Source organism: Pseudomonas sp. MOIL14HWK12:I1, from assembly GCF_000510705.1.
Classification (GTDB): Bacteria; Pseudomonadota; Gammaproteobacteria; order Pseudomonadales; family Pseudomonadaceae; genus Chryseomonas; species Chryseomonas oryzihabitans.
In genome coordinates this window covers 254,370-279,014 of sequence record NZ_KI783309.1, presented here as the reverse complement: position 1 = coordinate 279,014, position 24,645 = coordinate 254,370, and the positions used below count along the sequence as shown (strand labels likewise).

General features: G+C 66.7%; 24 protein-coding genes. 8 read left to right on the top strand and 16 right to left on the bottom strand.

From position 1 onward, the window contains the following. Positions 1–60 precede the first annotated feature (60 nt). The 4 genes from PSEK12I1_RS0122375 to secA form a co-directional block, all read right to left on the bottom strand. The gene (locus tag PSEK12I1_RS0122375) at positions 61–1,008 is read right to left on the bottom strand and encodes a Nudix family hydrolase (protein WP_027602980.1); all 948 of its coding nucleotides are present in this window, start codon (positions 1,006–1,008) and stop codon (positions 61–63) included. After that, positions 1,005–1,643 (bottom strand): glutathione S-transferase family protein, encoded by a 639-nt coding sequence (locus PSEK12I1_RS0122370; RefSeq protein ID WP_027598473.1) that lies wholly within the window; start codon positions 1,641–1,643, stop codon positions 1,005–1,007. Before PSEK12I1_RS0122370 ends, PSEK12I1_RS0122375 begins: the two co-directional genes overlap by 4 nt. An 82-nt stretch (positions 1,644–1,725) precedes the next feature. Next, positions 1,726–2,943 carry a bifunctional glutamate N-acetyltransferase/amino-acid acetyltransferase ArgJ gene (gene argJ, locus PSEK12I1_RS0122365; protein WP_027602979.1) on the bottom strand — a complete coding sequence of 406 codons (1,218 nt, stop codon included), beginning with the start codon at positions 2,941–2,943 and terminating at the stop codon, positions 1,726–1,728. Positions 2,944–3,131: 188 nt separating this feature from the next. Then, positions 3,132–5,873 (bottom strand): preprotein translocase subunit SecA, encoded by a 2,742-nt coding sequence (secA, locus tag PSEK12I1_RS0122360; RefSeq protein WP_027598471.1) that lies wholly within the window; start codon positions 5,871–5,873, stop codon positions 3,132–3,134. Between the two features lie 234 nt (positions 5,874–6,107). On the opposite strand from secA, the gene PSEK12I1_RS0122355 reads away from it, so the two are divergent. Continuing rightward, on the top strand, positions 6,108–6,584 hold the full coding sequence (locus PSEK12I1_RS0122355) for a DciA family protein (RefSeq protein ID WP_027602978.1): 477 nt from the start codon (positions 6,108–6,110) through the stop codon (positions 6,582–6,584). Here PSEK12I1_RS0122355 and PSEK12I1_RS0122350 read toward each other — a convergent pair. The 4 genes from PSEK12I1_RS0122350 to PSEK12I1_RS0122335 all read right to left on the bottom strand — a co-directional run bounded on the left by PSEK12I1_RS0122350 (position 6,581) and on the right by PSEK12I1_RS0122335 (position 10,295). Next, positions 6,581–6,760, bottom strand: a complete 180-nt coding sequence (locus tag PSEK12I1_RS0122350) for a hypothetical protein (RefSeq protein WP_027602977.1) — start codon at positions 6,758–6,760, stop codon at positions 6,581–6,583. The two genes, PSEK12I1_RS0122355 and PSEK12I1_RS0122350, sit on opposite strands and share 4 nt — an antisense overlap. 211 nt (positions 6,761–6,971) lie before the next feature. Then, entirely contained in the window at positions 6,972–7,964 is a 993-nt protein-coding gene (gene yjiA, locus PSEK12I1_RS0122345) for a GTPase (RefSeq protein ID WP_027602976.1), read from the bottom strand. A gap of 57 nt (positions 7,965–8,021) precedes the next feature. Further along, a complete protein-coding gene (locus PSEK12I1_RS0122340; protein WP_007162682.1) occupies positions 8,022–8,225 on the bottom strand; it encodes a YbdD/YjiX family protein in 204 nt (67 codons plus the stop codon). 12 nt (positions 8,226–8,237) lie between these two features. Next, entirely contained in the window at positions 8,238–10,295 is a 2,058-nt protein-coding gene (locus tag PSEK12I1_RS0122335) for a carbon starvation CstA family protein (RefSeq protein ID WP_027602975.1), read from the bottom strand. 165 nt (positions 10,296–10,460) lie between these two features. On the opposite strand from PSEK12I1_RS0122335, the gene PSEK12I1_RS0122330 reads away from it, so the two are divergent. The 3 genes from PSEK12I1_RS0122330 (at position 10,461) to PSEK12I1_RS0122320 (ending at position 12,982) form a co-directional block, all read left to right on the top strand. Further along, entirely contained in the window at positions 10,461–11,834 is a 1,374-nt protein-coding gene (locus PSEK12I1_RS0122330; RefSeq protein WP_027602974.1) for a cache domain-containing protein, read from the top strand. Then, positions 11,831–12,469 carry a response regulator transcription factor gene (locus PSEK12I1_RS0122325; RefSeq protein ID WP_027602973.1) on the top strand — a complete coding sequence of 213 codons (639 nt, stop codon included), beginning with the start codon at positions 11,831–11,833 and terminating at the stop codon, positions 12,467–12,469. The genes PSEK12I1_RS0122330 and PSEK12I1_RS0122325 overlap by 4 nt, the downstream gene beginning before the upstream one ends. A gap of 147 nt (positions 12,470–12,616) precedes the next feature. Then, the gene (locus PSEK12I1_RS0122320) at positions 12,617–12,982 is read left to right on the top strand and encodes a PilZ domain-containing protein (protein WP_007162686.1); all 366 of its coding nucleotides are present in this window, start codon (positions 12,617–12,619) and stop codon (positions 12,980–12,982) included. Positions 12,983–13,392: 410 nt separating this feature from the next. Here the strand turns inward: PSEK12I1_RS0122320 and PSEK12I1_RS0122315 are convergent, their stop codons facing one another. From PSEK12I1_RS0122315 to PSEK12I1_RS0122295, 5 genes are all read right to left on the bottom strand, one after another. Next, the gene (locus PSEK12I1_RS0122315) at positions 13,393–14,103 is read right to left on the bottom strand and encodes a copper resistance protein B (protein ID WP_027602972.1); all 711 of its coding nucleotides are present in this window, start codon (positions 14,101–14,103) and stop codon (positions 13,393–13,395) included. A gap of 86 nt (positions 14,104–14,189) precedes the next feature. Further along, a complete protein-coding gene (gene radA / locus PSEK12I1_RS0122310) occupies positions 14,190–15,551 on the bottom strand; it encodes a DNA repair protein RadA (protein WP_027602971.1) in 1,362 nt (453 codons plus the stop codon). Between the two features lie 119 nt (positions 15,552–15,670). Continuing rightward, positions 15,671–15,940 (bottom strand): hypothetical protein, encoded by a 270-nt coding sequence (locus tag PSEK12I1_RS0122305; protein ID WP_027602970.1) that lies wholly within the window; start codon positions 15,938–15,940, stop codon positions 15,671–15,673. Between the two features lie 148 nt (positions 15,941–16,088). Continuing rightward, entirely contained in the window at positions 16,089–16,298 is a 210-nt protein-coding gene (locus PSEK12I1_RS0122300) for a hypothetical protein (RefSeq protein WP_007162690.1), read from the bottom strand. A 94-nt stretch (positions 16,299–16,392) separates the two neighbouring features. Continuing rightward, positions 16,393–16,632 carry a YdcH family protein gene (locus PSEK12I1_RS0122295; RefSeq protein ID WP_007162691.1) on the bottom strand — a complete coding sequence of 80 codons (240 nt, stop codon included), beginning with the start codon at positions 16,630–16,632 and terminating at the stop codon, positions 16,393–16,395. Between the two features lie 226 nt (positions 16,633–16,858). Between PSEK12I1_RS0122295 and mscL the strand changes: the two genes are divergently transcribed. Next, complete coding sequence (gene mscL / locus PSEK12I1_RS24055; RefSeq protein WP_042136748.1) at positions 16,859–17,308, top strand: large-conductance mechanosensitive channel protein MscL; 450 nt, start codon at positions 16,859–16,861, stop codon at positions 17,306–17,308. Between the two features lie 153 nt (positions 17,309–17,461). Here the strand turns inward: mscL and PSEK12I1_RS0122285 are convergent, their stop codons facing one another. Together PSEK12I1_RS0122285 and PSEK12I1_RS0122280 are read right to left on the bottom strand one after the other, a co-directional pair. Next, positions 17,462–19,015 carry a TerC family protein gene (locus tag PSEK12I1_RS0122285; RefSeq protein WP_027598462.1) on the bottom strand — a complete coding sequence of 518 codons (1,554 nt, stop codon included), beginning with the start codon at positions 19,013–19,015 and terminating at the stop codon, positions 17,462–17,464. A 232-nt stretch (positions 19,016–19,247) separates the two neighbouring features. Beyond that, positions 19,248–20,024, bottom strand: a complete 777-nt coding sequence (locus tag PSEK12I1_RS0122280; protein WP_027598461.1) for a ferredoxin--NADP reductase — start codon at positions 20,022–20,024, stop codon at positions 19,248–19,250. A 72-nt stretch (positions 20,025–20,096) separates the two neighbouring features. On the opposite strand from PSEK12I1_RS0122280, the gene PSEK12I1_RS0122275 reads away from it, so the two are divergent. From PSEK12I1_RS0122275 to PSEK12I1_RS0122265, 3 genes are all read left to right on the top strand, one after another. After that, positions 20,097–21,227: a class I SAM-dependent methyltransferase gene (locus PSEK12I1_RS0122275; RefSeq protein WP_027602969.1), complete on the top strand. Its 1,131-nt coding sequence runs from the start codon at positions 20,097–20,099 to the stop codon at positions 21,225–21,227. Between the two features lie 28 nt (positions 21,228–21,255). Beyond that, complete coding sequence (gene cls, locus PSEK12I1_RS0122270) at positions 21,256–22,695, top strand: cardiolipin synthase (RefSeq protein ID WP_027602968.1); 1,440 nt, start codon at positions 21,256–21,258, stop codon at positions 22,693–22,695. Between the two features lie 82 nt (positions 22,696–22,777). Further along, positions 22,778–23,662, top strand: a complete 885-nt coding sequence (locus PSEK12I1_RS0122265; protein WP_027602967.1) for a hypothetical protein — start codon at positions 22,778–22,780, stop codon at positions 23,660–23,662. Here PSEK12I1_RS0122265 and glsB read toward each other — a convergent pair. Continuing rightward, positions 23,659–24,573 carry a glutaminase B gene (glsB, locus tag PSEK12I1_RS0122260; protein ID WP_197027409.1) on the bottom strand — a complete coding sequence of 305 codons (915 nt, stop codon included), beginning with the start codon at positions 24,571–24,573 and terminating at the stop codon, positions 23,659–23,661. The two genes, PSEK12I1_RS0122265 and glsB, sit on opposite strands and share 4 nt — an antisense overlap. Between the last annotated feature and the right edge of the window lie 72 nt (positions 24,574–24,645).

The following is a 24,645-nucleotide window of genomic DNA, read 5'->3' as shown; positions in this document are numbered from 1 at the left end:
CCTGTAGGAGCGGTCGCTACGGCGCACCGGCATGGCCGCGATTGGATTACACCATTTGTCTCAAACGCCCCCAGGCCAGAACGCCCGGATCGCCGCCACGCCCTGGGCGCCGGCCTGCCAGGCGCTGTTGAGGTCGTCCTCGCCCAGCCCGCCCAGCAGATAGGCCGGCAGGTTGCAGTCGGCCAGCAGCTGCTGGGCCTTGACCCAGCCCAGGGTCGGGGAACCGGGATGGCTCGCGGTGGGCATCACTGGCGACAGGGTGACGAAGTCCACCCCCATCTGCTGGGCCAAGGCCAGTTCCTCGGCGTCATGGCAGGAAGCCGCCAGCAGCCGCTGCGCCGGAAAAGGCCGGCCATTGGGCGCATAGCGGCGCAACTGCTCGGCGGTCAGGTGCCAGCCCGCCGCGGGGAAATCGCCCAGCCACTCCAGCGGGCCCTTGAGCATCAACTGGGCGCGTCCGGTACAGAGGCCCTGGACATCGCCGGCCAGATCGCGGTACTGGGGATCGAAGTTGTCCGGCGTGCGCAGCTGGACCAGGCGGATGCCGCTGTCCAGCGCCCGGTGCAGGCCATTGAGCAATTCCGCGGTGGTCAGCTCGCCGGGGGTGATGAGGTAGCGCTCGGGCAGCCGCGCCGCCTGGACGATGGGCCGGTTGGCCGCCGGGAAGTCGTAGTCGGCCAGTTCGCGAGGCGCGACCCAGGCCAAGGGCTGGCCTTCGGCGCCATGGGCGTCACCGGTGAAGGCGTCCACCTGCCAGACATCCAGCAGGACCGCCTGGTCGGGATAGTCGTGGCGCACCTGCAGCAGCGGCCGCGCCCTTGTGACCTGGATGCCCAGCTCCTCGGCCAGTTCGCGGGCGAGGGCCGCGGCCGGGGCCTCACCGGCCTCGACCTTGCCTCCGGGGAATTCCCAGAGACCGCCCTGGTGCTTGTGCGCCGGGCGCTGGGCGATGAGGATCCGGCCCTGGGGGTCGCGGATCACCGCGGCGACGACATGCAGACGAGTCATGCGCTCTGCTCCTCGGTTTCGGCCTCCGCCAGCCAGCGCTGGAAGGCCGGCCAGGCGTAGATGGTTTCGACATAGGCGGCCGCCTCGGCCGACAGTTCCACCCCGTAGCTGCGGAAGCGACTGGCCACCGGGGCATAGAAGGCATCGGCGATGGTCGGCGTACCGAACAGATAGGGACCCTGCTGGCCGTAGCGTTCGCGGCATTCGCGCCACAGGCGCTGGATGCGCTGGATGTCTTCCACCGCCTCGGCGGTGGTCGACTTCAACCGCTGGCGGCGACGCAGATCCATGGGCAGTTCGCGGCGCAGGGCCAGGAAGCCGCTGTGCATCTCCGCGCACAGCGCCCGGGCATGGGCGCGGGCCAGGGTCTCGGCGGGCCACAGCCCGGCGTCGGGATAGGCCTCGGCGAGGTATTCGACGATGGCCAGGGAATCCCAGATGGTGCCCTCGGCCAGCTTGAGCACCGGCACCTTGCCGGTGGGCGACTGGGCCTTGAGCAAGGCGCGGCTGTTGGGCGCATAGAGCGGGATCGACACCTCTTCAAAGGCGGCGCCGCTGAGCTCCATGGCCAGCCAGGCCCGCAACGACCAGGAGGAGAAATTCTTGTTGCCGATCACGAGTTGCAGCTGGGACATGCGGGGATTCCTCGAAACGATGCGGCCCGCGAGGACCGCCGCAGGCGCCCGCCGGAGCGGACGCCAAGGCGTCGGGTAACCGTCAGGTACGGTACTCGGCGTTGATCTTCACATAGTCGTGGGAGAGGTCGGTGGTCCAGATGGTCTCGCTGTGGCTGCCGCGACCCAGCTCGATGCGGATCTCGATCTCGGCCTGGGCCATGACCCGCGCGCCCTGCTCTTCCGTATAGGTGGCCGCGCGACCGCCCTGCTGGCAGATCTGCACGCCACCCAGGAAGACGTCGATCAGGCTGACGTCCAGCTGGGGCACGCCGGCCCGGCCGACGGCGGCGAGGATACGGCCCCAGTTGGGATCGGAGGCGAACAGCGCGGTCTTGATCAGCGGCGAATGGGCCACGGCGTAGCCGACGTCCAGGCACTCCTGGGCATTGCCACCACCATTGACCTGCACGGTGACGAACTTGGTGGCACCCTCGCCGTCACGCACGATGGCCTGGGCCAGTTCGGCGAACACCGCGAACACCGCCTCGCGCAGCTGCTCGAAGGCCGCGCCGCTGGGCTGGGTGATCTCCGCCATGGCCGCCTGACCGGTGGCCACCAGCATGCAGCAGTCGTTGGTGGAGGTGTCGCCGTCGATGGTGATGCGGTTGAAGGAGCGATTGGCGGCGTCGGCCAGCAGATCCTGCAGCAGGCCCCGGGCGACCTTGGCGTCGGTGGCCACGTAGCCGAGCATGGTCGCCATGTTCGGCTTGATCATGCCGGCGCCCTTGCTGATGCCGGTCACGGTGACGGTGGTGCCGTCCACCTGGAACTGGCGGCTGGCGCCCTTGGGCAGGGTGTCGGTGGTCATGATGCCGGTGGCGGCAGCGGCCCAGTTGTCCTCGGCCAGATCGGCCAGGGCGGCCGGCAGCGCGGCTTCGATCTTTTCCACCGGCAGCGGTTCGCCGATCACGCCGGTGGAGAACGGCAGTACCGCCTCCTCGCCGACGCTGGCGAGGGTCGCCAGGGTCTTGGTGGTGCGTTCGGCCGCGGCCAGGCCGGGCTGTCCGGTACCGGCGTTGGCATTGCCGGTGTTGGTCAACAGGTAACGCACGGGGCCGGCGAAGCGCTGACGGGCAATGATCACCGGGGCCGCGCAGAAGGCGTTCAGGGTAAAGACCCCGGCCACGCTGGAGCCTTCGGCACAGCGCATCACCACCACATCCTTGCGCCCGGGGCGCTTGATGCCGGCAGAGGCGATACCGAGTTCGAAACCGGGAACCGGGTGCAGCGTGGAGAGCGGACCGAGACCGACAGCCATGGGAAAACTCCAGTGAAAGAAAAGGAAACGCCGCGAGCGGAAAACCGGTCGCGGCGTGGAAAGCAGCCTTCCAGCGCCCGCCTCGCCCAGCCGGGGCAAGGGGCGCAAACAGCCTAGCGAGTGGAGTTTACAACCTGTCGGCGGCTATGCCGACAGGTTGCCGTCGCCTCGACTGCCTGGGCAGGCCCTCAATCGAGCTTGCCGTGGCACTGCTTGTACTTCTTGCCGGAACCACAGGGGCACGGCTCGTTGCGACCGATCTTCTGGTCATTGCGCTGGGGCTGCAAGGGCACCACGGTGTCTTCGCCCTGCTCGTCCTCGAGCACCTCGGGGTCGACCAGCGAAGGCGCCTCGGCGTGCTGGAACTGCATGCGCTCGGCCATGGCCTCGGCCTCGCGGCGCATGCGCTCCTCTTCCTCGGCCGGATCTTCGCGACGCACCTGGACATGGGACAGGACGCGGATGGTGTCGCGCTTGATGCTGTCCAGCAGCTCCTGGAACAGGGTGAAGGACTCGCGCTTGTATTCCTGCTTGGGGTTCTTCTGGGCGTAGCCGCGCAGATGGATACCGTGGCGCAGGTGGTCCATGGTGGTGAGGTGGTCCTTCCAGAGGTCGTCGACCACCCGCAGCAGCATCTGCTTCTCGAAGTTGCGCAGGGCCTCGCGACCGGCGAGGTCTTCCTTTTCCATGTAGGCGGCTTCGAGCTGCTCGAGGATCTTCACCCGCAGGGTGTCCTCGTACAGCTTGTCGTCTTCGTCCAGCCACTGGCCGATGGGCAGTTGCAGACCGAAGACGCTGTACAGCTCGGCTTCCAGGCCGGGGATGTCCCACTGCTCGGGCAGCGATTGCGGCGGGATGTGCTCGTTGATCACCTGGGTCAGGGTTTCCTCGCGGAAGCCCTTGATGGTGTCGCCGACGTCTTCGTTGGCCAGCAGGGTGTCGCGCATGTGATAGATCACCTTGCGCTGTTCGTTGGCCACGTCATCGTATTCCAGCAACTGCTTGCGGATGTCGAAGTTGCGGCCTTCGACCTTGCGCTGCGCCTTTTCGATGGCGTTGGTGACCATGCGGTGCTCGATGGCCTCGCCGCCCTGCATGCCCAGGGCCTTCATGAAGTTCTTCACCCGGTCGGAGGCGAAGATGCGCATCAGGCTGTCTTCCAGCGACAGGTAGAAGCGGCTGGAACCCGGGTCGCCCTGGCGACCGGCACGGCCGCGCAGCTGGTTGTCGATCCGGCGGGATTCGTGGCGTTCGGAGGCGATCACGTGCAGGCCGCCGGCGTCGATGACCTGCTTGTGGCGCGCCTGCCAGGCGGCCTTGATCGCGGCAATCTGCTCCTCGGAAGGATTCTCCAGGGCCGCGACTTCCACTTCCCAGTTGCCGCCGAGCAGGATGTCGGTACCGCGACCGGCCATGTTGGTGGCGATGGTCACGGCGCCCGGACGCCCGGCCTGGGCGATGATCTCGGCTTCGCGTTCGTGGTACTTGGCGTTGAGCACCTTGTGCTCGATGCCGGCCTGGGTCAGCAGCTGGTCGACGTACTCGGAGCTCTCGATGGAGGCGGTACCCACCAGCACCGGGCGGCCTTCGGCCTGGCACTGCTTCACGTCCTCGATGATGGCCTGGTACTTCTCGGCCTGGGTCAGGTAGACCAGGTCGTTGAAGTCCTTACGGGCGATCTCGCGGTGGGTCGGGATGACCAGCACGTCGAGGTTGTAGATCTGGCGGAATTCGAAGGCCTCGGTGTCGGCGGTGCCGGTCATGCCACCGAGCTTGTTGTAGAGGCGGAAGTAGTTCTGAAAGGTGGTCGAGGCCAGGGTCTGGCTCTCGGGCTGGATCGGCAGTCCTTCCTTGGCCTCGATGGCCTGGTGCAGGCCTTCGGAAAGGCGGCGACCCGGCATGGTCCGGCCGGTGTGCTCGTCGATCAGCAGCACCTGGTCCTGCTGGACGATGTACTCGACGTTGCGATGGAACAGGGTGTGGGCGCGCAGACCGGCGAACACGTGGGTCAGCAGGCCCAGGTTGTGCGCCGAGTAGAGGCTCTCGCCCTCGGCCAGCAGCCCGGCCTCGGTGAGCATCTCCTCGATGTACTGGTGACCCAGCTCGGTGATCTCCACCTGGCGGGTCTTTTCATCGATGGTGTAGTGGCCGACCTGGGTCGGATTGCCTTCCTCTTCCTCGATGTGCTGCTGCAGACGCGGGATCAGCTGGTTGATCTTCTGATAGAGCTCGGAGCTGTCTTCGGCCTGACCGGAGATGATCAGCGGGGTCCGGGCTTCGTCGATGAGGATGGAGTCCACCTCGTCGACCACCGCGAAGTTCAGCTCGCGCTGGTACTTCTCGGCCATGCTGAAGGCCATGTTGTCGCGCAGGTAGTCGAAGCCGAATTCGTTGTTGGTGCCGTAGGTGATGTCCGAGGCGTAGGCGGCGCGTTTCTCTTCCGGCGGCTGGAACGGCAGGATGATGCCCACCGACAGGCCGAGGAATTCGTACAGTGGCCGCATCCAGTTGGCGTCGCGGCGGGCCAGGTAGTCGTTCACCGTGACCACGTGGACGCCCTTGCCGGACAGCGCATTGAGGTAGACCGGCAGGGTACCCACCAGGGTCTTGCCCTCACCGGTGCGCATCTCGGCGATCTTGCCTTCGTGCAGCGCCGCGCCACCGATCAGCTGGACGTCGAAGTGGCGCATGCCCATGACACGCTTGCCGGCCTCGCGGACCACGGCGAAGGCTTCCGGCATCAGGGCATCGAGGGACTCGCCCTTGGCCACGCGCTGCTTGAATTCCTCGGTCTTGGCGCGCAGTTGCTCGTCGCTCAAGGAGGCAATCTGGGATTCCAACGCATTGGTGGCCACCACGACCTTGCCTAGGCGTTTGACATCTCGTTCGTTCTTGCTTCCAAAGAATTTCTTCAACAAAGGCGCAAACATATCGACTGGAATTCTTCCGCTGGAATGAGGGGAGCGAAACGGGCGGCAAGGCCTCTGCAGAGCCTGGCCAGACGCCTGGGCGCGGGGGTTGAGACCCGCGGTGTCCCGCGATGGTAATCGGGCATTCTACTCGGAAATGCCGATGAGGAAAGAACGACGGGCCCCCAGCCGCCAGGACGCCAGAGCGATCTGTTACCATCGGCGTCTTCTCTTCGCCCATCGCGAGTCCTGCGCATGGCCTTTCGCCCTCTCTCCGCCGTCGCTCCCGCTGCCCTGCTGCGCCAGGCCAAACCGCTCAAGTCGCTGTTTCGCGAAGCCGAGCGACTGGGGCGCCTGCAACAGTTGCTGGAAGAACAGCTGCAACCGGCTGCCCGCCCCCACTGCCGGGTGGCCAGCTGGCGCGAGGGCACCCTGCTGCTGGTGGTCAACGACGCCCACTGGGCGACGCGACTGCGTTACCAGCAGCGCCGCCTGCTCAGACTGCTGCAGCAGGCGCCGGAATTCGCCGGCCTGATGCGCCTGCAATTCAAGATGCAGCCGAGTCCCGGCGTCGCCACCCGGGTCCGGCCGGTGCGCCAGGTCAGTCAGGTGGGCGCCGACAGCCTGCGCGACGTGGCCGCCGGCATCCGCGATCCCAAGCTCAAGGCGGCCCTGGAACGCCTGGCCAGTCGCGCCGCGCCCAAGGCGCCTGCCGCGGACGGCGACGCCTAGGGCCAGCCCACCAACAGCCGCCCGGCGATGCCGGCCAGACTGCCCATGACGACTAGGGCGACGCGCCGCGCCCAGCGGCGCGCGCGCGTCTCCCGGTGCGGCAACAGGTGATCGATCAGCAAGGCGCCCAGCAGGATCAGGCCACCGGTGGCCAGGGCTTGCCATAGCAGGAGCATGCAGAGCGTCCTCGGTGAGGGATATTTGGTTCGGTGGCGCTACGCCTCGTCCGGCGTCATCGACCGGGTTGCCGCCACCCCATTGGCGCGGACACCGCGCTCAGGCATGGCCGGACGCCCGGATCGCTGCAGCCCGTATCGAAGGCGCCCTGGGATTCTGCGCCCCGCGGCGCTATCCGTCCTGATTTTGTTGCTAACGATCCAGCCCGTCTCAGGTGCGTGCCACCGCCCGCTCGAAGGCGGCGCGGATGCGCTCTTCCGGCAGGTCCATGCCGATCAGCACCACGCGACTCTCGCGTTCCTCGTCGGCCAGCCAGTCACGCTCCCAGTCGGCGGCATAGATCTGCTGCACGCCCTGGAACAGCAGGCGGCGCTCCTCGCCGGCGATATTGAGCAGCCCCTTGTAGCGCAGCAGGTCGCAGCCGAGGGTGTCGAGCAGCATCTCCATGACCTTGCCGATCTTGTCCTGATCGTAGGGGCGCGACTCGCGGATGGCGATGGACTGGATGCGCTCGGTGAGGCTGACGGCTTCCGACACCGGGCGCAGCGGGCGAAACAGCGTGGGCGGCGCCAGGTCTTCGTCGTGCAGGTTGAAACCGCGGATGTCCAGCAATTCGGCCAGCTCGATGCGGCCATGATCGACATGGCGGATGGGCGCACGGCGATTGATGCGCTGCAGGCGATTCTCCAGCGCCTCGACGGCGGCCGGCTCGGCCAGGTCGAGCTTGGTCAGCAGCAGGCGATCGGCGAAACCGATCTGCGCCTGCAGCAGCGGATCGCTCAGTTGCTCGCTGGCGTGGACGGCGTCCACCAGGGTCAGTACCCCGTCGAGCAGATAGCGCTCGCGCAGCAGGTCGTCGGTAAAGAAGGTCTGGGCCACCGGACCGGGATCGGCGAGACCGGTGCATTCCACCACCAGGCGCTCGAAATCCAGTTCGCCGCTGTCCAGCCGCTCCAGCAGCACGGTCAGGGCATAGGCCAGGTCCTTGCTGCCGGTGCAGCAGACGCAGCCGTTGGCGACCTTCATCAGTTGTACGGCGCCAGCGTCTTCCAGCAATTCGCCGTCGACGTCGAGGGCGCTGAATTCGTTTTCGATCACGGCGATCCTGAGGCCGTGCTCGGCCTGCAGGATGTGCTTGAGCAAGGTGGTCTTGCCGGCGCCGAGAAAGCCGGTCAGGACGGTGACGGGGATGGGTTCGTGCATGGCAACTCCAGACAGAAAGAGGCCGGGCTCGAGGCCCGGCCTGGAGGAGACCCTGGGTCAGCAGCAACGTATGGCGCCGGACTTGCCGCCACCGTAGCGCGCTTCCTGGCGCTCGCGGAAGAAGGCTTCGTAGCTCATCACCGGCTGGTCCGGGTGCTTGCCGCGCATGTGCTCGACATAGGTGTCGTAGTCGGGCATGCCCACCAGCATCTTGGCGGCCTGCCCCAGGTACTTACCCATGCGACCCAGGTCATTGAACATAGGGATTCTCCTTTAAACGCCCGCGGCCGGCTGGAACGGGGTCTCGCGATCGCTGCGCTCGGGCTTGGCCAGGGCGGCGCGACCGACCTTGATGGAAAAGAACAGGATGCTCATCACCACCACCAGGAACAGCACCGAGAGGGTGGCGTTGGTGTAGGCGTTGAAGACGATGTGCTGCATCTGCTCCATGCTCTTGGCCGGGGCGATCACCTGGCCCTGGGCCATGGCGGTGCTGTACTTCTTGGCCAGGGCCAGGAAGCCGACCGCCGGATTCGAATCGAACAGCTTGATCAGGCTGGCGGTGGTGGTGCAGATCAGCAGCCACACCGCCGGCACCAGAGTCACCCAGACATAGCGCTGGCGCTTCATCTTGATCAGCACCACCGAGCCCAGCATCAGGGCGATACCGGCGAGCATCTGGTTGGAGATGCCAAACAATGGCCAGAGGGTGTTGATGCCGCCCAGCGGATCGACCACGCCCTGGTACAGCAGCCAGCCCCAGAGGGCGACGCAACCGGCGGTGCCGATGACGTTGGCGGTCCAGGAGTCGGTGCGCTTCAGCGCCGGTACGAAGCTGCCCAGCAGGTCCTGCAGCATGAAGCGTCCGGCGCGGGTGCCGGCGTCCACCGCAGTCAGGATGAACAGCGCCTCGAACAGGATGGCGAAGTGGTACCAGAAGGCCATGGTGTTCTCGCCCGGCAGCACGTTGTGCATGATCTGGGCGATGCCCACCGCCAGGGTCGGGGCGCCACCGGCACGGGCCAGGATGGTGTGCTCGCCGATCTCGGCGGCGGTGGCCTGCAGCATCTCGGGCGTCACCACGAAGCCCCAGGTGCTGATCTTGGCGGCCACCGACACCACGTCGGCGCCGACCACGGCGGCCGGGCTGTTCATGGCGAAGTAGACGCCCGGCTCGATCACCGAGGCGGCGACCATGGCCATGATGGCGACAAAGGACTCCATCAGCATGGCGCCGTAGCCGATGTAGCGGGCATGGGTTTCCTTGGCGATCAGCTTGGGGGTGGTGCCCGAGCTGATCAGGGCATGGAAGCCGGACACCGCGCCGCAGGCGATGGTGATGAACAGGAAGGGGAACAGGGTACCCTTCCACACCGGACCGGTGCCGTCGACGAACTGGGTCAGGGCCGGCATCTTCAGCATCGGCATGGTCACCAGGATGCCGATGGCCAGGGCGATGATGGTGCCGATCTTGAGGAAGGTGGACAGGTAGTCACGCGGGGCCAGCACCAGCCAGACCGGCAGCACGGCGGCGACGAAGCCGTAGCCGATCAGCATCCAGGTGATCTGCACGCCGGTGAAGGTGAAGGCCGGGCCCCAGACCGGATCGGCGGCGACCAGGCCACCCACCCAGATGGAGGCCAGCAGCAGCACCACGCCGATCAGCGAGATCTCGCCGATGCGCCCGGGGCGGATGTATCTCATGTAGACGCCCATGAACATGGCGATCGGCAGGGTGGCGATCACGGTGAACATGCCCCAGGGACTCTCGGCCAGGGCCTTGACCACGATCAGCGCCAGCACCGCGAGGATGATGATCATGATCAGGAAGCAGCCGAACAGGGCGATGGTGCCGGGGATGCGCCCCATCTCCTCGCGCACCATGTCGCCCAGGGAGCGGCCGTTGCGGCGGGTGGAGAGGAACAGGATCATGAAGTCCTGCACCGCACCGGCAAAGACCACCCCGGCGATCAGCCAGAGGGTGCCGGGCAGATAGCCCATCTGGGCGGCGAGCACCGGCCCCACCAGCGGACCGGCGCCGGCGATGGCGGCGAAGTGGTGGCCGAAGAGGATGTGCTTGTTGGTGGGGACGTAGTCCAGGCCGTCGTTGTTGAGCACGGCGGGCGTGGCTCTTTTGGCGTCCAGGCCCATCACCTTGGTGGCGATGAACAGGCTGTAGTAGCGGTAGGCAACGAGGTAGATCGCCACGGCGGCGACCACGATCCAGAGGGCGTTGATCGCTTCGCCTCGACTCAGCGCCACGGTACCCAGCGCGAAGGCGCCCAGTACGGCAACGGCGAACCAGGCAAGATGGCTGGCCATTCGGGTCATGCTTGTTCTCCTGCCGCGCACCGGTGGCCGCGGCGATACTTGTTATTGTGAGAGCCCACAGCGGAGCCATATTACTATCGGCGGCTCGACGCGACAGCGAAATTCGCAGAACTACCCAAGGCCCGCTACGTAGTTCTACGTAGCCGCCAGCCCGGACAGGTGCCGATGCAGCTCAAATACAAGATGGTCGCCCTCGGACTGCTGCCGCTGCTGCTGGCGGTGGCCGCGGTCTGCCTGGTGGTCCTGGAACAGAGCCAGCGCCTGGGCGAGCAGCAGGCACGGCTGCTCGAACACAGCATCCTCGGCAGCAAGAAGACCGAGTTGCGCAACTATGTGGAGATGGGCGTCGGTGCCATCCAGCCGCTGTACGGCAGCGGTCGCGACGACGAGGAGACCAAGGCCAGGGTACTGGCGCTGCTGGCCAGCCTGAATTTCGGCAGCGACGGCTACTTCTTCGTCTACGACCAGCATGGCCGCAACCTCATGCACCCGCGCCAGCCCGAGCTGGTCGGCCAGGATCTCTGGCAACTCACCGACGGCAACGGCCTGCTGGTGATCCAGGCGCTGCTGCGCAGTGCCGGCCAGGGCGACGGCTTCCAGCGCTATGGCTGGCAGAAGCCCTCCAGCGGCCAGATGGCGGAAAAGCTCGCCTACGTGACCCAGCTGCAGCGCTGGGGCTGGGTGCTGGGCACCGGCCTCTATCTGGACGACGTGGACGCCGCCCTCGCCCAGGTGCGCCACGACGTGGCCGCTGGCATCCGCACCACCCTGCTGGCCAGCGCCGGGGTGGCCCTGGTGGCGGTGCTGCTGGTGTTCGCCGGCGGCCTGACGCTCAACGTCAGCGAGCACCGCCTGGCCGATCGCAAGCTCAAGCAGCTGACCCAGAGACTCATCACCTCCCAGGAAGAGGAAAGATCGCGGCTGTCGCGCGAGTTGCACGACGGCATCAGCCAGCTGCTGGTGTCCATCAAGTTCCAGTTCGAACTGGCCAGCCGCGAACTGGGGACCGGCAAGCCCAGCGCCGGCGAGACCCTGCGCGAAGGCACCCAGCGCCTGGCCGCCGCCATCGGCGAGATCCGCCGCATTTCCCACGACCTGCACCCTTCGCTGCTGGATACCCTCGGCCTGCCCGCGGCGCTCGGCCAGCTGGTGGAGGAATTCCGCCAGCGCAGCGGCCTGGACGTGGACTATCGGCAGACCCTGGACGACAGCACCGCCGGCGGCGACATGGACGTCGCCCTGTTCCGCATCGTCCAGGAGGCCCTGACCAACATCGAGCGCCACGCAGCGGCGCGCAAGGTCGTCATCGACCTGCAGCGGCGCGGGCGCTGGATCTGCCTGACCGTGCACGACGACGGTCGGGGCTTCGATACCGGCCAGGTGGAACATCTCAGCGGCGGCATCGGCCTGCGCAACATCCGCGAGCGGGTGGAGCTGTTCGGCGGTCGCTGCGCCATCCAGTCCGGCCCCGGCGGCACGACCCTGGACGTGGTTCTGCTACGCTCGGACCTCCCGGCCGACGAGGAAAGCCCGACATGACGCCCATCCGCATCCTCCTGGTCGACGACCATGCCCTGGTCCGCGCCGGGGTGCGGGCGCTGCTGGGCACCATCGAGCGCTTCGTCGTGGTCGGCGAGGCCGGCAGTGGTGCGGAAGCCCTCGACCTGCTGGCCCGGCTCGATCCGGACATCCTGCTTGTGGATATCGGCCTCAAGGACATCAACGGCCTGGAGCTGACCGCCCTGATCGCCGAACGCGCCCCGCGCGCCCGGGTGCTGATCTTGAGCATGTACGACAATCGCGAATACGTGAGCACCTCGTTGCGGGTCGGCGCGGCCGGCTATGTGCTCAAGGATGCGCCGTCCGAGGAGATCATCGCCGCGGTGGAAGCCCTGGCGGTCGGCGGGCGCTTCTACAGCAGCGCCATCGCCGCCCGCCTGGGCGAAGGGGGCACCAGTGACGGCGACCTCACCCCGCGGGAGCGCCAGGTGCTGCTGCTCATGGCCCAGGGCCTCAACAACAAGACCATGGCCCAGCAGCTTGGGCTCAGCGTGCGCACGGTGGAAACCCACCGCCTGAGCATCCGCCGCAAGCTGGACATCCAGAAGCCGGCCGATCTGGTCCGCCATGCGCGCGAGTACGGCTGGCGCCCGGAGGGCACCTCCAACGTCTGACGAATTGGGCCGCTGCTCGCCCCCTGGCGACCAATGAGCCCTCTCGTCCTGGCCCCACCGGCCGCCGCCGGCTACCCTGCCAGGCGCAGTCGATACGGGACGGCCACGGTCGTCTACAGTGATCAGGAAACCTCAGGAAGCCCTTCCATGAACGACACCAACGAGCGTCGCCGCTTTACCCGCTTCACCTTCGATGCCCCTGCCCAGTTGCACCAGGGTGAGCGCCAGTGGGCAGCGCCCGTGGACGACATCTCGCTCAAGGGCGTGCTGCTGGCGCGGCCTGCCGAGTGGTCGGCCCAGCCGAGCGCGGCCTATCAGCTGCGCATCCTGCTGAACGACGAGACCCAGGTGAGCATGGACGTGGAGCTGGTTCGGGAAACCCCGGAGCAGCTGGCCTTCGCCTGCCGCCAGATCGATCTGGATTCCATCAGCCACCTGCGCCGCCTGGTGGAGCTGAACCTGGGCGACGAAACCCTGCTGGAGCGCGAACTGGCGGCGCTGGGTACGCCTTAGGTCTTGGGGTCGACGGTACTGGCTAGCGCTCTATCGTCTGTGCCGATTGCGGCTTATCGCGGTCACGGGGCGCTCCTACAGGTGTAGACAGACAGCTGATCGCGATCCTGAAGCCGATGGAGATGAACACCTGCACGGATAGCCCCCTCTCCCCTCGGGAGAGGGTTGGGGTAAGGGTGTCCCTCACCGCGAGGGCCCAGTGGAAAAGGCTGCGCCGTTTCCACGCTACTGTTCTGCCTAATCTCTATCGCGGCCATGTTGGTGCGACTTAGCGATCGCTCCTACAGGTACACGGAAAGCGCTGCAGGAGTGGCCCGTGGCCGCGATAGAACAGCCAGGTCACCTCTGCCTACCACCTGAGCGAGGGCGCCTGTCCGAAGCGAAGGGCGAAGTCTTCCGTAGGACCGGGCCTAGAACTCCAGGTGCAGACCCACCACCAGGCGGGCGTCGTGGGTGTCTTCGCCCTCTTCCCGCGCCATGGCGGCGGTGTTGCCGTGGGTGGCGTTCCAGGACACCCCGACATAGGGCGCGACCTCCGGGGTCACCTGGTATCTCAGGCGCAGCCCGGCTTCGCTTTCGGCGAAACCGGCGCCCTGGCCGCGGGACTCGTCGTTGCGACCGTAGAAATTGAGTTCGGTATGGGGCTGGAGAATCAGCCGCTGGGTAAGGGCCCAGTCGTATTCGGCTTCAAGGCGCAGGGCGGTCTGATTGTTTTCGCCGAAGAAGGCGGTGATCTCGATGTCGAGATCCTCGGGATCGTGTTCCTGGATGCCCAGGGCGGCCCAGGTCTGCGGCGAGCCGGGTTTGAAATCCTGGCGGATGCCGGCCACGCTGCCCCAGCCCTTGGCCAGGGCGTGCCCCCAGAGCGCCTGCACCTCGGCCTGCTCGGTGTGGCCGTTGGTGCGCTCGCCCTGGCTGCGGAAATCCAGGCGATTGGCGCCGCCGCCCAGGGCCCAGCCTTCCAGATCCCAGTTGAAGACGCTGCCTTCGTCGGCATGCTGCCACTCCAGCTGATCCACCTCCAGACTGGCCGGCGCGGAGCTGCTGGGATCGGCGGCCTGGACCAGGGCACTGGTAGCGAAGCCGGCAAGGAATACGGAAAGCGGGAGCAGACGAGACATGGCGGGTATCCAGGGTCATGGAAGCGCCTGATAGACCACCCTGCCCCGCCGAGAGTTTTAAAAAATATTACAAAAGCCGCCCAGGGCTATTCGAACAGGGCATCCAGCGCCTGCTCCAGACGCGTCACCGCGACCACCTGCAAGCCGGGTGGCGGGTCCTTGGGCGCATTGCCCTTGGGCACGATGGCCCGCTTGAAGCCGTGCTTGGCCGCCTCCTTGAGCCGTTCCTGGCCACTGGGCACCGGGCGGATCTCACCAGACAGGCCGATCTCGCCGAACACCAGCAGGTCGTGCGGCAGGGCGCGGTCCCTCAGGCTGGAGATCACCGCCGACATCAGCGCCAGGTCCACCGCCGTCTCCAGCACCTTGACCCCGCCGACCACGTTGATGAAGACGTCCTGGTCGTAGGTGGGAATGCTGCCATGGCGGTGCAGTACCGCCAGCAACATGGCCAGGCGATTTTGGTCCAGGCCCACGGTGACCCGCCGCGGATTGGCCAGGTGACTGGTGTCCACCAGTGCCTGCACCTCCACCAGCATCGGCCGCGAGCCTTCCCAGGTCGCCATGACCACGCTGCCGGCCACCGCCTCCTGCGCCCGGTTGAGAAAGATCGCCGAAGGGTTGGAGACCTCCTTGAGGCCCTTGTCGGTCATGCCGAACACGCCCAGTTCGTTGACCGCGCCAAAGCGGTTCTTGACCGCTCTCAGCATGCGCAGTCGGCCGTCGGATTCGCCCTCGAAATAGAGCACGGTGTCGACCATGTGCTCCAGCACCCGCGGTCCGGCCAGGGCGCCTTCCTTGGTGACGTGGCCCACCAGGAAGATGGCGGTGCCGGTCTGCTTGGCGAACCGCACCAGCAGCGCCGCGCTCTCGCGTACCTGGGCCACGCCGCCGGGCGCGGACTGCAGCTGCTCGGTGAAGATGGTCTGGATGGAGTCGATCACCATGACCCGCGGCTTTTCCTGGCGGGCGGTGGCGACGATGGACTCGATGCAGGTCTCGGTCATGACCTTGAGCCTGTCTTCCGGCAGGCCCAGGCGGCGGGCACGCATGGCCACCTGCTGCTGGGATTCCTCGCCGGTGACATAGAGCGCCGGCATGCGCGCGGCCAGGTGGCAGAGGGTCTGCAGCAGGATGGTGGACTTGCCGATGCCGGGATCGCCGCCGATCAGCACCACGGAGCCATCCACCAGGCCGCCACCCAGCACCCGGTCGAGTTCGGTGGAATCGGTGGTGAAGCGCGGGGTTTCCTCGACGCTGACCTCGGCCAGGGTCTTGATGGTCGCCTGGGCTCCGGCCCAGCCGGCGCGTCCGGAAGGGACGGCGGAGGTCTCGACGACGGTTTCCACCAGGGTGTTCCAGGCGCCGCACTCACCGCACTGGCCCGCCCACTTGGGAAAGGTGGCGCCGCATTCGGTGCAGCCGTAGAGACGCTTGGCCTTGGCCATGGCGGAATTCTCCAGTCGAGAAGGGAAGACCTCCAGCATAACACGACTGGATGCATAGACAGTAAAAAGGCGCACTCCCGCGGGGGAGCGCGCCTTTTCTCGAACGGCAGGCTTGGGCCTTAGTTGCCCTCGCCACCCGGCTGACGCAGCATGGTCAGGGCCTGGTTGGCCTGCGCGATGCAATTCTTCTCGTCACCGGCTTTCTGGGCAGCCATGGCGTTCTTGCGGAATTCGGCGATCTGCTGGGCCTGGGAACTGCCCGGGCCGATCATGTTGGTCTTCATCTTGCTGGCATCGTCCAGCTTCTGCAGCTGGACCGCGCACAGATCCTTGGCGAATACGGGGGCGGCGGCAAACATCATCAGGGCGATCAGGGCGGTACGCTTCATGGGGACATCCTCGTTGAGAGGGCCAGGTAGGCCGGATAAACCTCGCTCACCCCGCGCAAGTAGCCTGGGGTAACCCATTGACCGCCGGGCACCGCTGGTCGTTCATCGCGCTGTCATCAGGCTCTGCAGGGGGTTCGCCGATCAGCCGCTAGTGCTTGAGCGTCGACACCATTTCCGCCTCGCCACGCAACCAGACGGGCAACGCCTGTTGCCAGCGCTGCTGTTCGAGCAGTTGCAGGTCGGCCAGCAACCGGCTGTATTCGGCGAATTCGAGCTGCACGCGACGGCGCTGGGCTTCCACGGCCGCCTCGGTGATCCACAGGTGCCACTGCTGGTACATCGCCACTTCGTCGGTCATCGGCTCCTCTCCTGGGAGGCCATGATGGCAACGCCAGCGGCTCTTGCCAATCGCGCCAGGCAGGGCTCGACGCTGCCGGTCGAGCCCGGTACGGCTAGGACGGGTATTTCAGCTGCTGAGCGATCTTGTCCTTGAGCAGGACGCGCTCGCGGCGCAGGCGACCCAGTTCCTCGTCGCCACTGGATTCTTCCACTTCCTCCAGATCGAGGATCTGCTGGTCGAGCTTGGCGTAGTCTTCCAGCAGCTTGGCGAAGGCCGCATCGGTCTGCGGACGGCTGTCCAGCTGCTCGGCGTACTCGGGAAAGTCTTTGTGCAGGTCGTGTTTGGCAACCATCAGGGGCTCCTTGGGGACGAGAGGTGGAGGTCGCGAGGGTTGCTGCCCTCGGCGTACAAGGGTGGACCCGGCCCCTTCGACAAAGTGCGACAGCCGCGACCAGTTGCCGATCGCGCGGCGATTTGCCGCTTCCGGGGAACCTGGAGACCGTTAGCAGGGTTCCAAACCCGAGCGAAGCGAGCACAATCGTCTATCGTCTCTTCGAAACCATCCAAAGGAGTGCAGCATGAGCATCATTGCCGAGTTCAAGAAATTCGCCATGAGAGGCAACGTGGTCGACCTGGCGGTCGGCATCATCCTGGGCGCGGCTTTCGGCAAGATCGTGTCGTCCTTCGTGGCCGACATCATCACGCCGCCGCTGGGTCTGTTGCTGGGGGGTGTGGATTTCTCGCAACTGGCGATCACCCTGAGGGCCGCCGTGGGTGACCAGCCAGCCGTGGTCATGTCCTACGGCAAGTTCCTGCAGACCATCTTCGACTTCGTGATCATCGCCTTCGCCATCTTCATGGCGATCAAGGTGCTCAACCGCCTGCGCCTGCACCAGGATGCCGCCCCGGCCGGTCCGACCAAGGACCAGGTGCTGCTGACCGAGATCCGCGACCTGCTGAAGGAGCAGAACAGCAAGGCGACCGAGGTTCCCGTGGTGAAGCAGGAACCGCCGGTCAACCCGCTGTAAGCCTTTCAAAGGCGGCTGCGCGTCGGCCAACCTGCGTTGAAAATGGCTTCGGAATGCTCATTTACCACTTGTAAACTCCGCTTCCTCAGCCATTTTCGCCTTGTTTGACTCTAGCTCGCAGCCTTTGAACAGGCTTACAGAACGCCCGCCTCGCTAGGAGGCGGGCCGCTCCAGGCGGATCCAGCCGATCCGCCGATCCTTGACCGATTCCACGGTCAACTGCCAGCCCTGGTATTCCAGGCGATCACCGGCCACCGGCAGGCGTCCCAGCAGGTCCACCACCAGGCCGCCAAGGGTCTGGTAGTCCTCGTTTTCGGCGATCTGGAAACCGGTGCGCTGGGCCAGGGGATGCAGATTCAGGCCGCCGCTGGCGCGATAGCCGTTCTCCACCTTTTCCAGTTCCGGCAGGCTCTCCTCGCTGGCGTCCGGCAATTCGCCGGCGATGGCCTCGAGGATGTCGGTCAGGGTCAACAGGCCTTCGAAACCACCGAATTCATTGACCACGAAGGCCACGTGGGTCGAGGCGGCGCGCAGCTGTTCCAGAGCGCCCAGTACCGTGGCCTGGGCCGGCAGGTGGATGGGGGTGCGCACCCGGGCACGCAGATCCGGCGACTGGCCTTGCAGGATGTCAGCGAACAGCTCCTTCTTGTGCACATAGCCCAGGGGTTCGTCGATGTTGCCGTTGACCACCAGAGGCAGGCGCGAGTGGGCCGAGGCCAGCAATTGCTCGCGCAGCCGTTCCGGGGCGGCGTCGGCATCGAGGATGTCGACGTCGGCGCGGGCGGTCATCACCGTGCGCACCGGGCGCTCGCCCAGTTGCAGCACGCCGCTGATCATCAGGCGCTCGCGGCGATCGAAGACCGGTCCTTCGCCCTTCTCGCCTTCCATCAGCTCGGCGATGTCCTCGTCCACCTCGTCTTCGCGCAGGCGACCGCCCAGCAGCCGCAGCACGGCCTGGGAGGTCCGCTCGCGCATGCCGAGCCGCTCGTGCAACTGGCGCTTGCGCTTCCAGCGCACCACCTGGTTGGCCAGCTCGATGAGGATCGAGAAGCCGATGGCGGCATAGAGGTAGCCCTTGGGAATGTGGAAGCCCAGGCCTTCGGCGGTCAGGCTCAGACCGATCATCATCAGGAAGCCCAGACACAGCATGATCACCGTGGGGTGGGCGTTGACGAAGGCGGTCAGCGGCTTGCTCGCCACCAGCATCAGGCCGATGGAGATGATCACGGCGATCATCATCACGCTCAGGTGCTCGACCATGCCCACCGCGGTGATGACGGCGTCCAGCGAGAACACGGCGTCAAGCACCACGATCTGCGCGACCACCGGCCAGAAGGCCGCGTAGGCGCGATTGCCACCGGTCTTGTGGGTGTGGCCCTCGATGCGTTCGTGCAACTCGGTGGTGGCCTTGAACAGCAGGAAGATACCGCCGAACAGCATGATGAGGTCACGGCCGGAGAAGGCCTTGCCGAAGACCTCGAACAGCGGCTCGGTGAGGGTCACCATCCAGGAGATGCTGGCCAAGAGGCCCAGACGCATGATCAGCGCCAGCGACAGGCCGATTACCCGTGCCTTGTCACGCTGCGCGGGCGGCAGCTTGTCGGCGAGGATGGCGATGAACACCAGGTTGTCGATGCCCAGGACGATTTCCAGGACGATCAGGGTGAGGAGTCCCAACCAGGCGGTGGGATCGGCGATCCATTCCATTAGCGGGATGCCTCCGCGATAGAGGGCCGAACGGCCGCGGAGGAAGAAAGACGGTAGGGGGTGTCAGCCGCACCTGGCCTGGGGGCCGGGGGCGGCTCGGATCTGTCACTGCTCATCGGGACTCGGAAAGTAGCCTTGGAAATTCCGATCCTAGAGCAAGGTGGGGCCAAAGCTAAAGGCCCAACCTTTTCCAATTGTGAAGAAAACGTAAAGACGCCGGTGGTGGCCCCTGTTACCAGTAGTTTTCCACCGCCACCTGCCCGGGTCGGCGACTCAGGGCCAGCTGTAGATCGCGGGTCTTGAGCAGCTGGCGGGTGTCGTCGACCATCTCCGGATTGCCGCAGATGAGGATGCGCGAGTGCTCGGGCGAGAGTTCGACGCCGGCGGCACGTTCCAGCTCGCCGTTCTCGATCAGGGTGGTGATGCGGCCACGCAGGGCGCCGGGGTGATCCTCGCGGGTGACCACGGGGACATAGACCAGGCGGTCGGTGAGGCCTTCGAGGTGCTCCACCTCGCCGTAACCGCGGATGACCTCCTGGTAGGCCAGATCGCGGGCTTCGCGCACGCTGTAGACCAGCACGATGCGCTCGAAGCGCTCCCAGGTATCGGGTTCCTGCAGCATCGACAGGAAGGGCGCGAGGCCCGTGCCGGTGGCCAGCAGCCAGAGATCGCGACCGCCGCCGAAGCGCTCCAGGGTGAGATAGCCATAGGGCTGCTTTTCCACCAGCAGTTCGTCGCCCTCGCGCAGGCGGCTCAGTTCGCTGGTGAAGGCGCCACCCGGCACCACGATGGAAAAGAATTCGAGGAAGTCGTCGTGGGGCGCCGAGACCATGGAGTAGGCCCGCCAGACGATGTCGCCATCGGCCTTGCGCACGCCCAGCCGGGCGAACTGGCCGGCGCGAAAGCGATAGCGCGGATCGCGGGTGGTCCTCAGGCTGAAGAGGTTGTCGCTCCAGGGCCAGACGGCGGTGATCGTCTCGCGGGTGAACTTGTCTTCGGTGGCGGTCATACTGGCCTCTTTTTCCCGATTGCTTGGCGCCATTGTCCCGCAGTGAGCCGCCGATAAACACCGACAGAAACCATGCCTTCTCTCGTCTCGCCCTTCGCCACCCTCGAACTCGACCGTCAGCCCCCGCGCCGCGACGATCCCCTGCAGGCCTTCGACGCCGCCGACGAGTACCTGCTGCAGCAGGTCGCCGAGGACGGCCTGGCGCCATCCGCCCGGGTGCTGGTGCTCAACGACGGCTTCGGCGCCCTGGCCGCCAGTCTCGCCGCTCATGCCCAGGTGACCTCCAGTGGCGACTCGCACCTGGCGGCCCTGGCGCTGGCGGCCAACCTGGCGCGCAACGGCCTCGCCGCCGAGGCGGTGACCTTCGTCCCGGCCAGCGAGGCGATCAGCGGTCCCTTCGATCTGGTGCTGGTGCGGGTGCCCAAGACCCTGGCGTTGCTGGAAGAGCAGCTGATCCGCCTGCATGGCCAGCTGGCGCCGGGTGCCCGGGTGATCGCCGCCGGCATGCTCAAGCACCTGCCCCGCGCCGCCGGCGACCTGCTGGAGCGGCATATCGGCCCGGTGCAGGCTTCGCTGGCGGTAAAGAAGGCGCGGCTGCTCTTCGCCACGCACGAGGCGCGACCGGCGGTGGCCTCGCCCTACCCGAGTCGCTATCGCCTGGATGCGCCGCCACTGACCCTGGTCAACCATGCCAACGTCTTCTGCCGCGAGGGCCTGGACATCGGCACCCGTGCCTTCCTGCCACACCTGCCCCAGGGCCTGGGCCAGGCCCGGGTGGCCGATCTCGGTTGCGGCAACGGCGTGCTGGCGCTGGCCTGCGCCCTGGCCAATCCGGAGGCGCAATTCACCCTGGTGGACGAGTCCTACATGGCGGTGCAGTCGGCGCGCGAGAACTGGAGCGCGGCCTTCGGCGAGCGACCGGTGGCGATCCGCGCGGCCGATGGCCTGGCCGACCAGCCGCCGCGGTCGCTGGAGCTGATCCTGTGCAATCCGCCCTTTCACCAGCAGCAGGTGGTGGGCGACTTCCTCGCCTGGCGCATGTTCCAGCAGGCGCGGGCGGCGCTGACCGAGCAGGGCGAACTCTGGCTGGTGGGCAATCGCCACCTGGGTTATCACGTCAAGCTCAAGCGGCTGTTCAGGCGTGTCGAACAGATCGCGGCCACGCCGAAATTCGTGGTGCTCAGGGCGGTCCAACCCCTCTGACATCCACCCAGGAGCGAGAGCTGCCCGCGTGCCTTCCCTGCCCCTCGATCTCCACTACATCGCCCTGGTCCTCGAACTGATCGGCATCAGCGCGGCGATCCACGCCATCATTACGGTGCGTACCGCCCAGGGCGCCATGGCCTGGGCCATGGCGCTGGTGTTCATGCCCTTCCTCAGCCTGATTCCCTACCTGGTCTTTGGCCGGCGGCGCTTCGACAGCTACGTGAGGGCGCGGCGCCAGGCCGACGAGGAGATGGCGCGCCAGGCCGCCGAACTGGACTGGCGGCCCTGGATCGCCGAGGCCATGGCCGCCCAGCAGTGCAGCGCGGCCAATCGCAAGCTCAAGGCCATGACCGCCCTCACCGGCACGCCCTGCGTTGCCAACAACCAGGTGCGGCTGCTGATCAACGGCGAGGAGACTTTCGCCGCCATCCTCGCGGCCATCCGCGGGGCGCAGAAGGTGGTGCTGGTGCAGTTCTTCATCATCCACGACGACGCCCTCGGCCTGGCCCTGCAGAACACCCTGCTGGACCGCGCCCGCGCCGGAGTCCAGGTCTTTCTGCTGTACGACGCCATCGGCAGCCATGCCCTGCCGCGCGCCTATGTGGAAAAGCTGCGCGAAGCCGGTTGCGAGGTGAAGGGCTTCAGCAACCGTCGCGGGCTGATCAACAGGTTCCAGGTCAACTTCCGCAACCACCGCAAGATCGTCATCGTCGATGGCGAGGTGGGCTTTACCGGCGGGCTCAACGTCGGCGACGAATACATGGGCCTCAAGCCGCCCCTGGCGCCCTGGCGCGACACCCACCTGGAATTACGCGGTCCGGCCCTGGCCACCCTGCAGGAAACCTTTGCCCAGGACTGGTACTGGGTGACCAGAAAGCTGCCCACCCTGCTGCTGCCGGAACGCTACGAAGAGGGGGGCGTGCTCTGCCAGGTGGTGCCCAGCGGGCCGGCGGACGATCAGGAGACCTGCTCGCTGTTCTTTGTCGAGGCCATCCACTCGGCGCGCCACCGCGTCTGGATCACCACGCCCTACTTCATCCCTGACGAAGCCGTTTCGGCGGCCCTGCGCCTGGCCGCCCTGCGCGGGGTGGACGTGCGCATCCTGCTGCCCTCGCGACCCGACCACAAGGTGGTCTATGCCGCCTCCTACCTCTATGCCTTCGAAGCGGTGCATGCCGGGGTGCGGGTGTTCCGCTACGGCCCGGGCTTCCTGCACCAGAAGGTGGTGCTGATCGACGAGGACGTGGCCGCGGTGGGCAGCGCCAACCTGGACAACCGTTCCTTCCGCCTCAACTTCGAGGTCATGGTGATGGTGATGGACGTCCCCTTCGCCTGGGAGGTGCGCAAGATGCTGGAGCAGGACTTCAGTCGCTCCCGCGAACTCACCCCCGAGGACAATGCCGCCCTGCGCCGCTGGCGGCGGGTGGCCATGCGGGTAGCGCGGGTGTTTTCGCCGGTACTCTAGGGCCTGGAACCCGCTCGGCGGCGGCCTGGTCCGATGCCCCATGGCGCCTCACCCGGAGCGCCCCGCGCATCCCGGAGTCGCCATGTCGCGCCCCTCGTCCCTGCGTTGCGCCGGTCTGCTGGCGGGCTGTCTGGCCCTGGAGGCCACCGCCGCGCCGCGCAGCGTGCCGTCCATCGAAAGCGAAGACGCCGCCCTGGGCAGCGTGGAGGTCAGCGAAAACTCCGGGCGCTTCCATCCGCAACTGGGCATGGACGTGCGCAACGGCGACTTTTCCCGCGGCAACTACGATGACGACGCGGCCAGCCTCGACCGCGTCCCCTTGCACCTGCAGGCGGGCTTCGCCCTGGATCTGCACCAGGGAAGCGACGGCAGTGCCGATGCCTGGCTGGTGTTCAGCAGCAGCAACGGCTTGCACAGCCCCTCCAGCGAGGAACGGGTCAGCCCGCGGCGCTGGTACGAGAGCAACAACCTGCTGGGCGTGGTGGTGTCACCAGCCGAGGGCCTGAGGGTCGGCTTCGTCTACACGGTCAAGAGCAGCCCAAACGATGTCGCCGCCACCACGCAAGAGGCCAGCCTGACCCTGGCCTACCAGGCCGAGTCGGGCCTGGGTGCCTGGCGTCCGGGACTGGCGGTGACCACCCGCACCCAGGGTGACAGCGGTCTCTACACCCAGGGCAGCCTGGAACCCGGATTGGACCTCTCGGCCAGTGGCCTGCGCCTGAGTTTCCCCAGCGCCCTGGGGGTGGGGTGGAACGGCTTCTATGGACCGGATTCCGGCGATCGCCTCTATGCCCGCACCGGGCTGGCGCTGGAGCAGCCCTTTCGCTGGGGCGAGACGCACTGGAGCGCTCGCGCCGAAGCCCTGGCGCTCTATCGCGACGGCGCCCTGCGCGAGTTGAGCGGTCCGGAGGGCGAGACCGACGGCGTGGTGCCCCAGGTGACCCTCAGCCTGTCCATGGCCTACTAGCCGAGCGGCGCCACGCCCAGCCCTTCCACCAGGGTCTCTAGAGAACGCAGGCCGGCCACCGAGTTGCCGTAGCTGTCCAGCCGGGGCGACCAGACGCAGATGCTCATCTGTCCCGGCACGATGGCGACGATGCCGCCCCCTACCCCGCTCTTGCCCGGCAGGCCGACGCGCCAGGCGAAGTCGCCGGCCGCGTCATAGAGGCCGCAGGTCAGCAGCAGCGCATTGAGCTGGCGGGTCTGCTGGGGCGTCACCACGACCTGGCCATCCTGGGGATTGATGCCGCCGTTGGCGAGAAAGGCGAAGGCGCGAGCCACGTCGACGCAGCTCATGGCCAGGGCGCAGCCGTGGAAATAGACGTCGAGGACGTCATCGACCTCGCTGTGCAGATTGCCGTAGGCCTTCATCAGATAGGCCAGGGCGGCGTTGCGCGCCTTGTGGTCCATCTCCGAGCGGGCCACGCGGTCGTCGAAGTTGAGCGTCGGATTGCCGGCCAGACGGCGCGCCTGTTCGCGCATCATCCAGTGGATCGACATGATGCGCGACACCAGCAATTCGCAGACCTGCACGGCGCCGGCGTTGATGAAGGGATTGCGCGGCACGCCCTTCTCTTCTTCCAGCTGGGCCATGGAATTGAAGGCATGGCCGGAAGGCTCGCGGCCGACGCGGGTCCAGATATCCGCCTCGTCCAGGCGCTGCATGGCGATCACCAGGTTGAGCACCTTGGAGATGGACTGGATGGAAAAGGCCGTGTCGGCCGCCCCGGCGCGCCAGACCTGGCCCTTGACGTCGCAGACGGCAATGCCGAACTGATCCGGCGCCACCTCGGCCAGCGCCGGGATGTAGTCGGCCACCTCGCCTTCGCCGAAATGGCGCGGCGCGGCGGCGGCGATACGGTCGAGCAGGGGTTGCAGCGAGTGGCGGTCGAAGGGCTCTGCCATGACGATTCCGAAACGGGCGGGGGCGCCAAGTGTAGGGGCCACGGC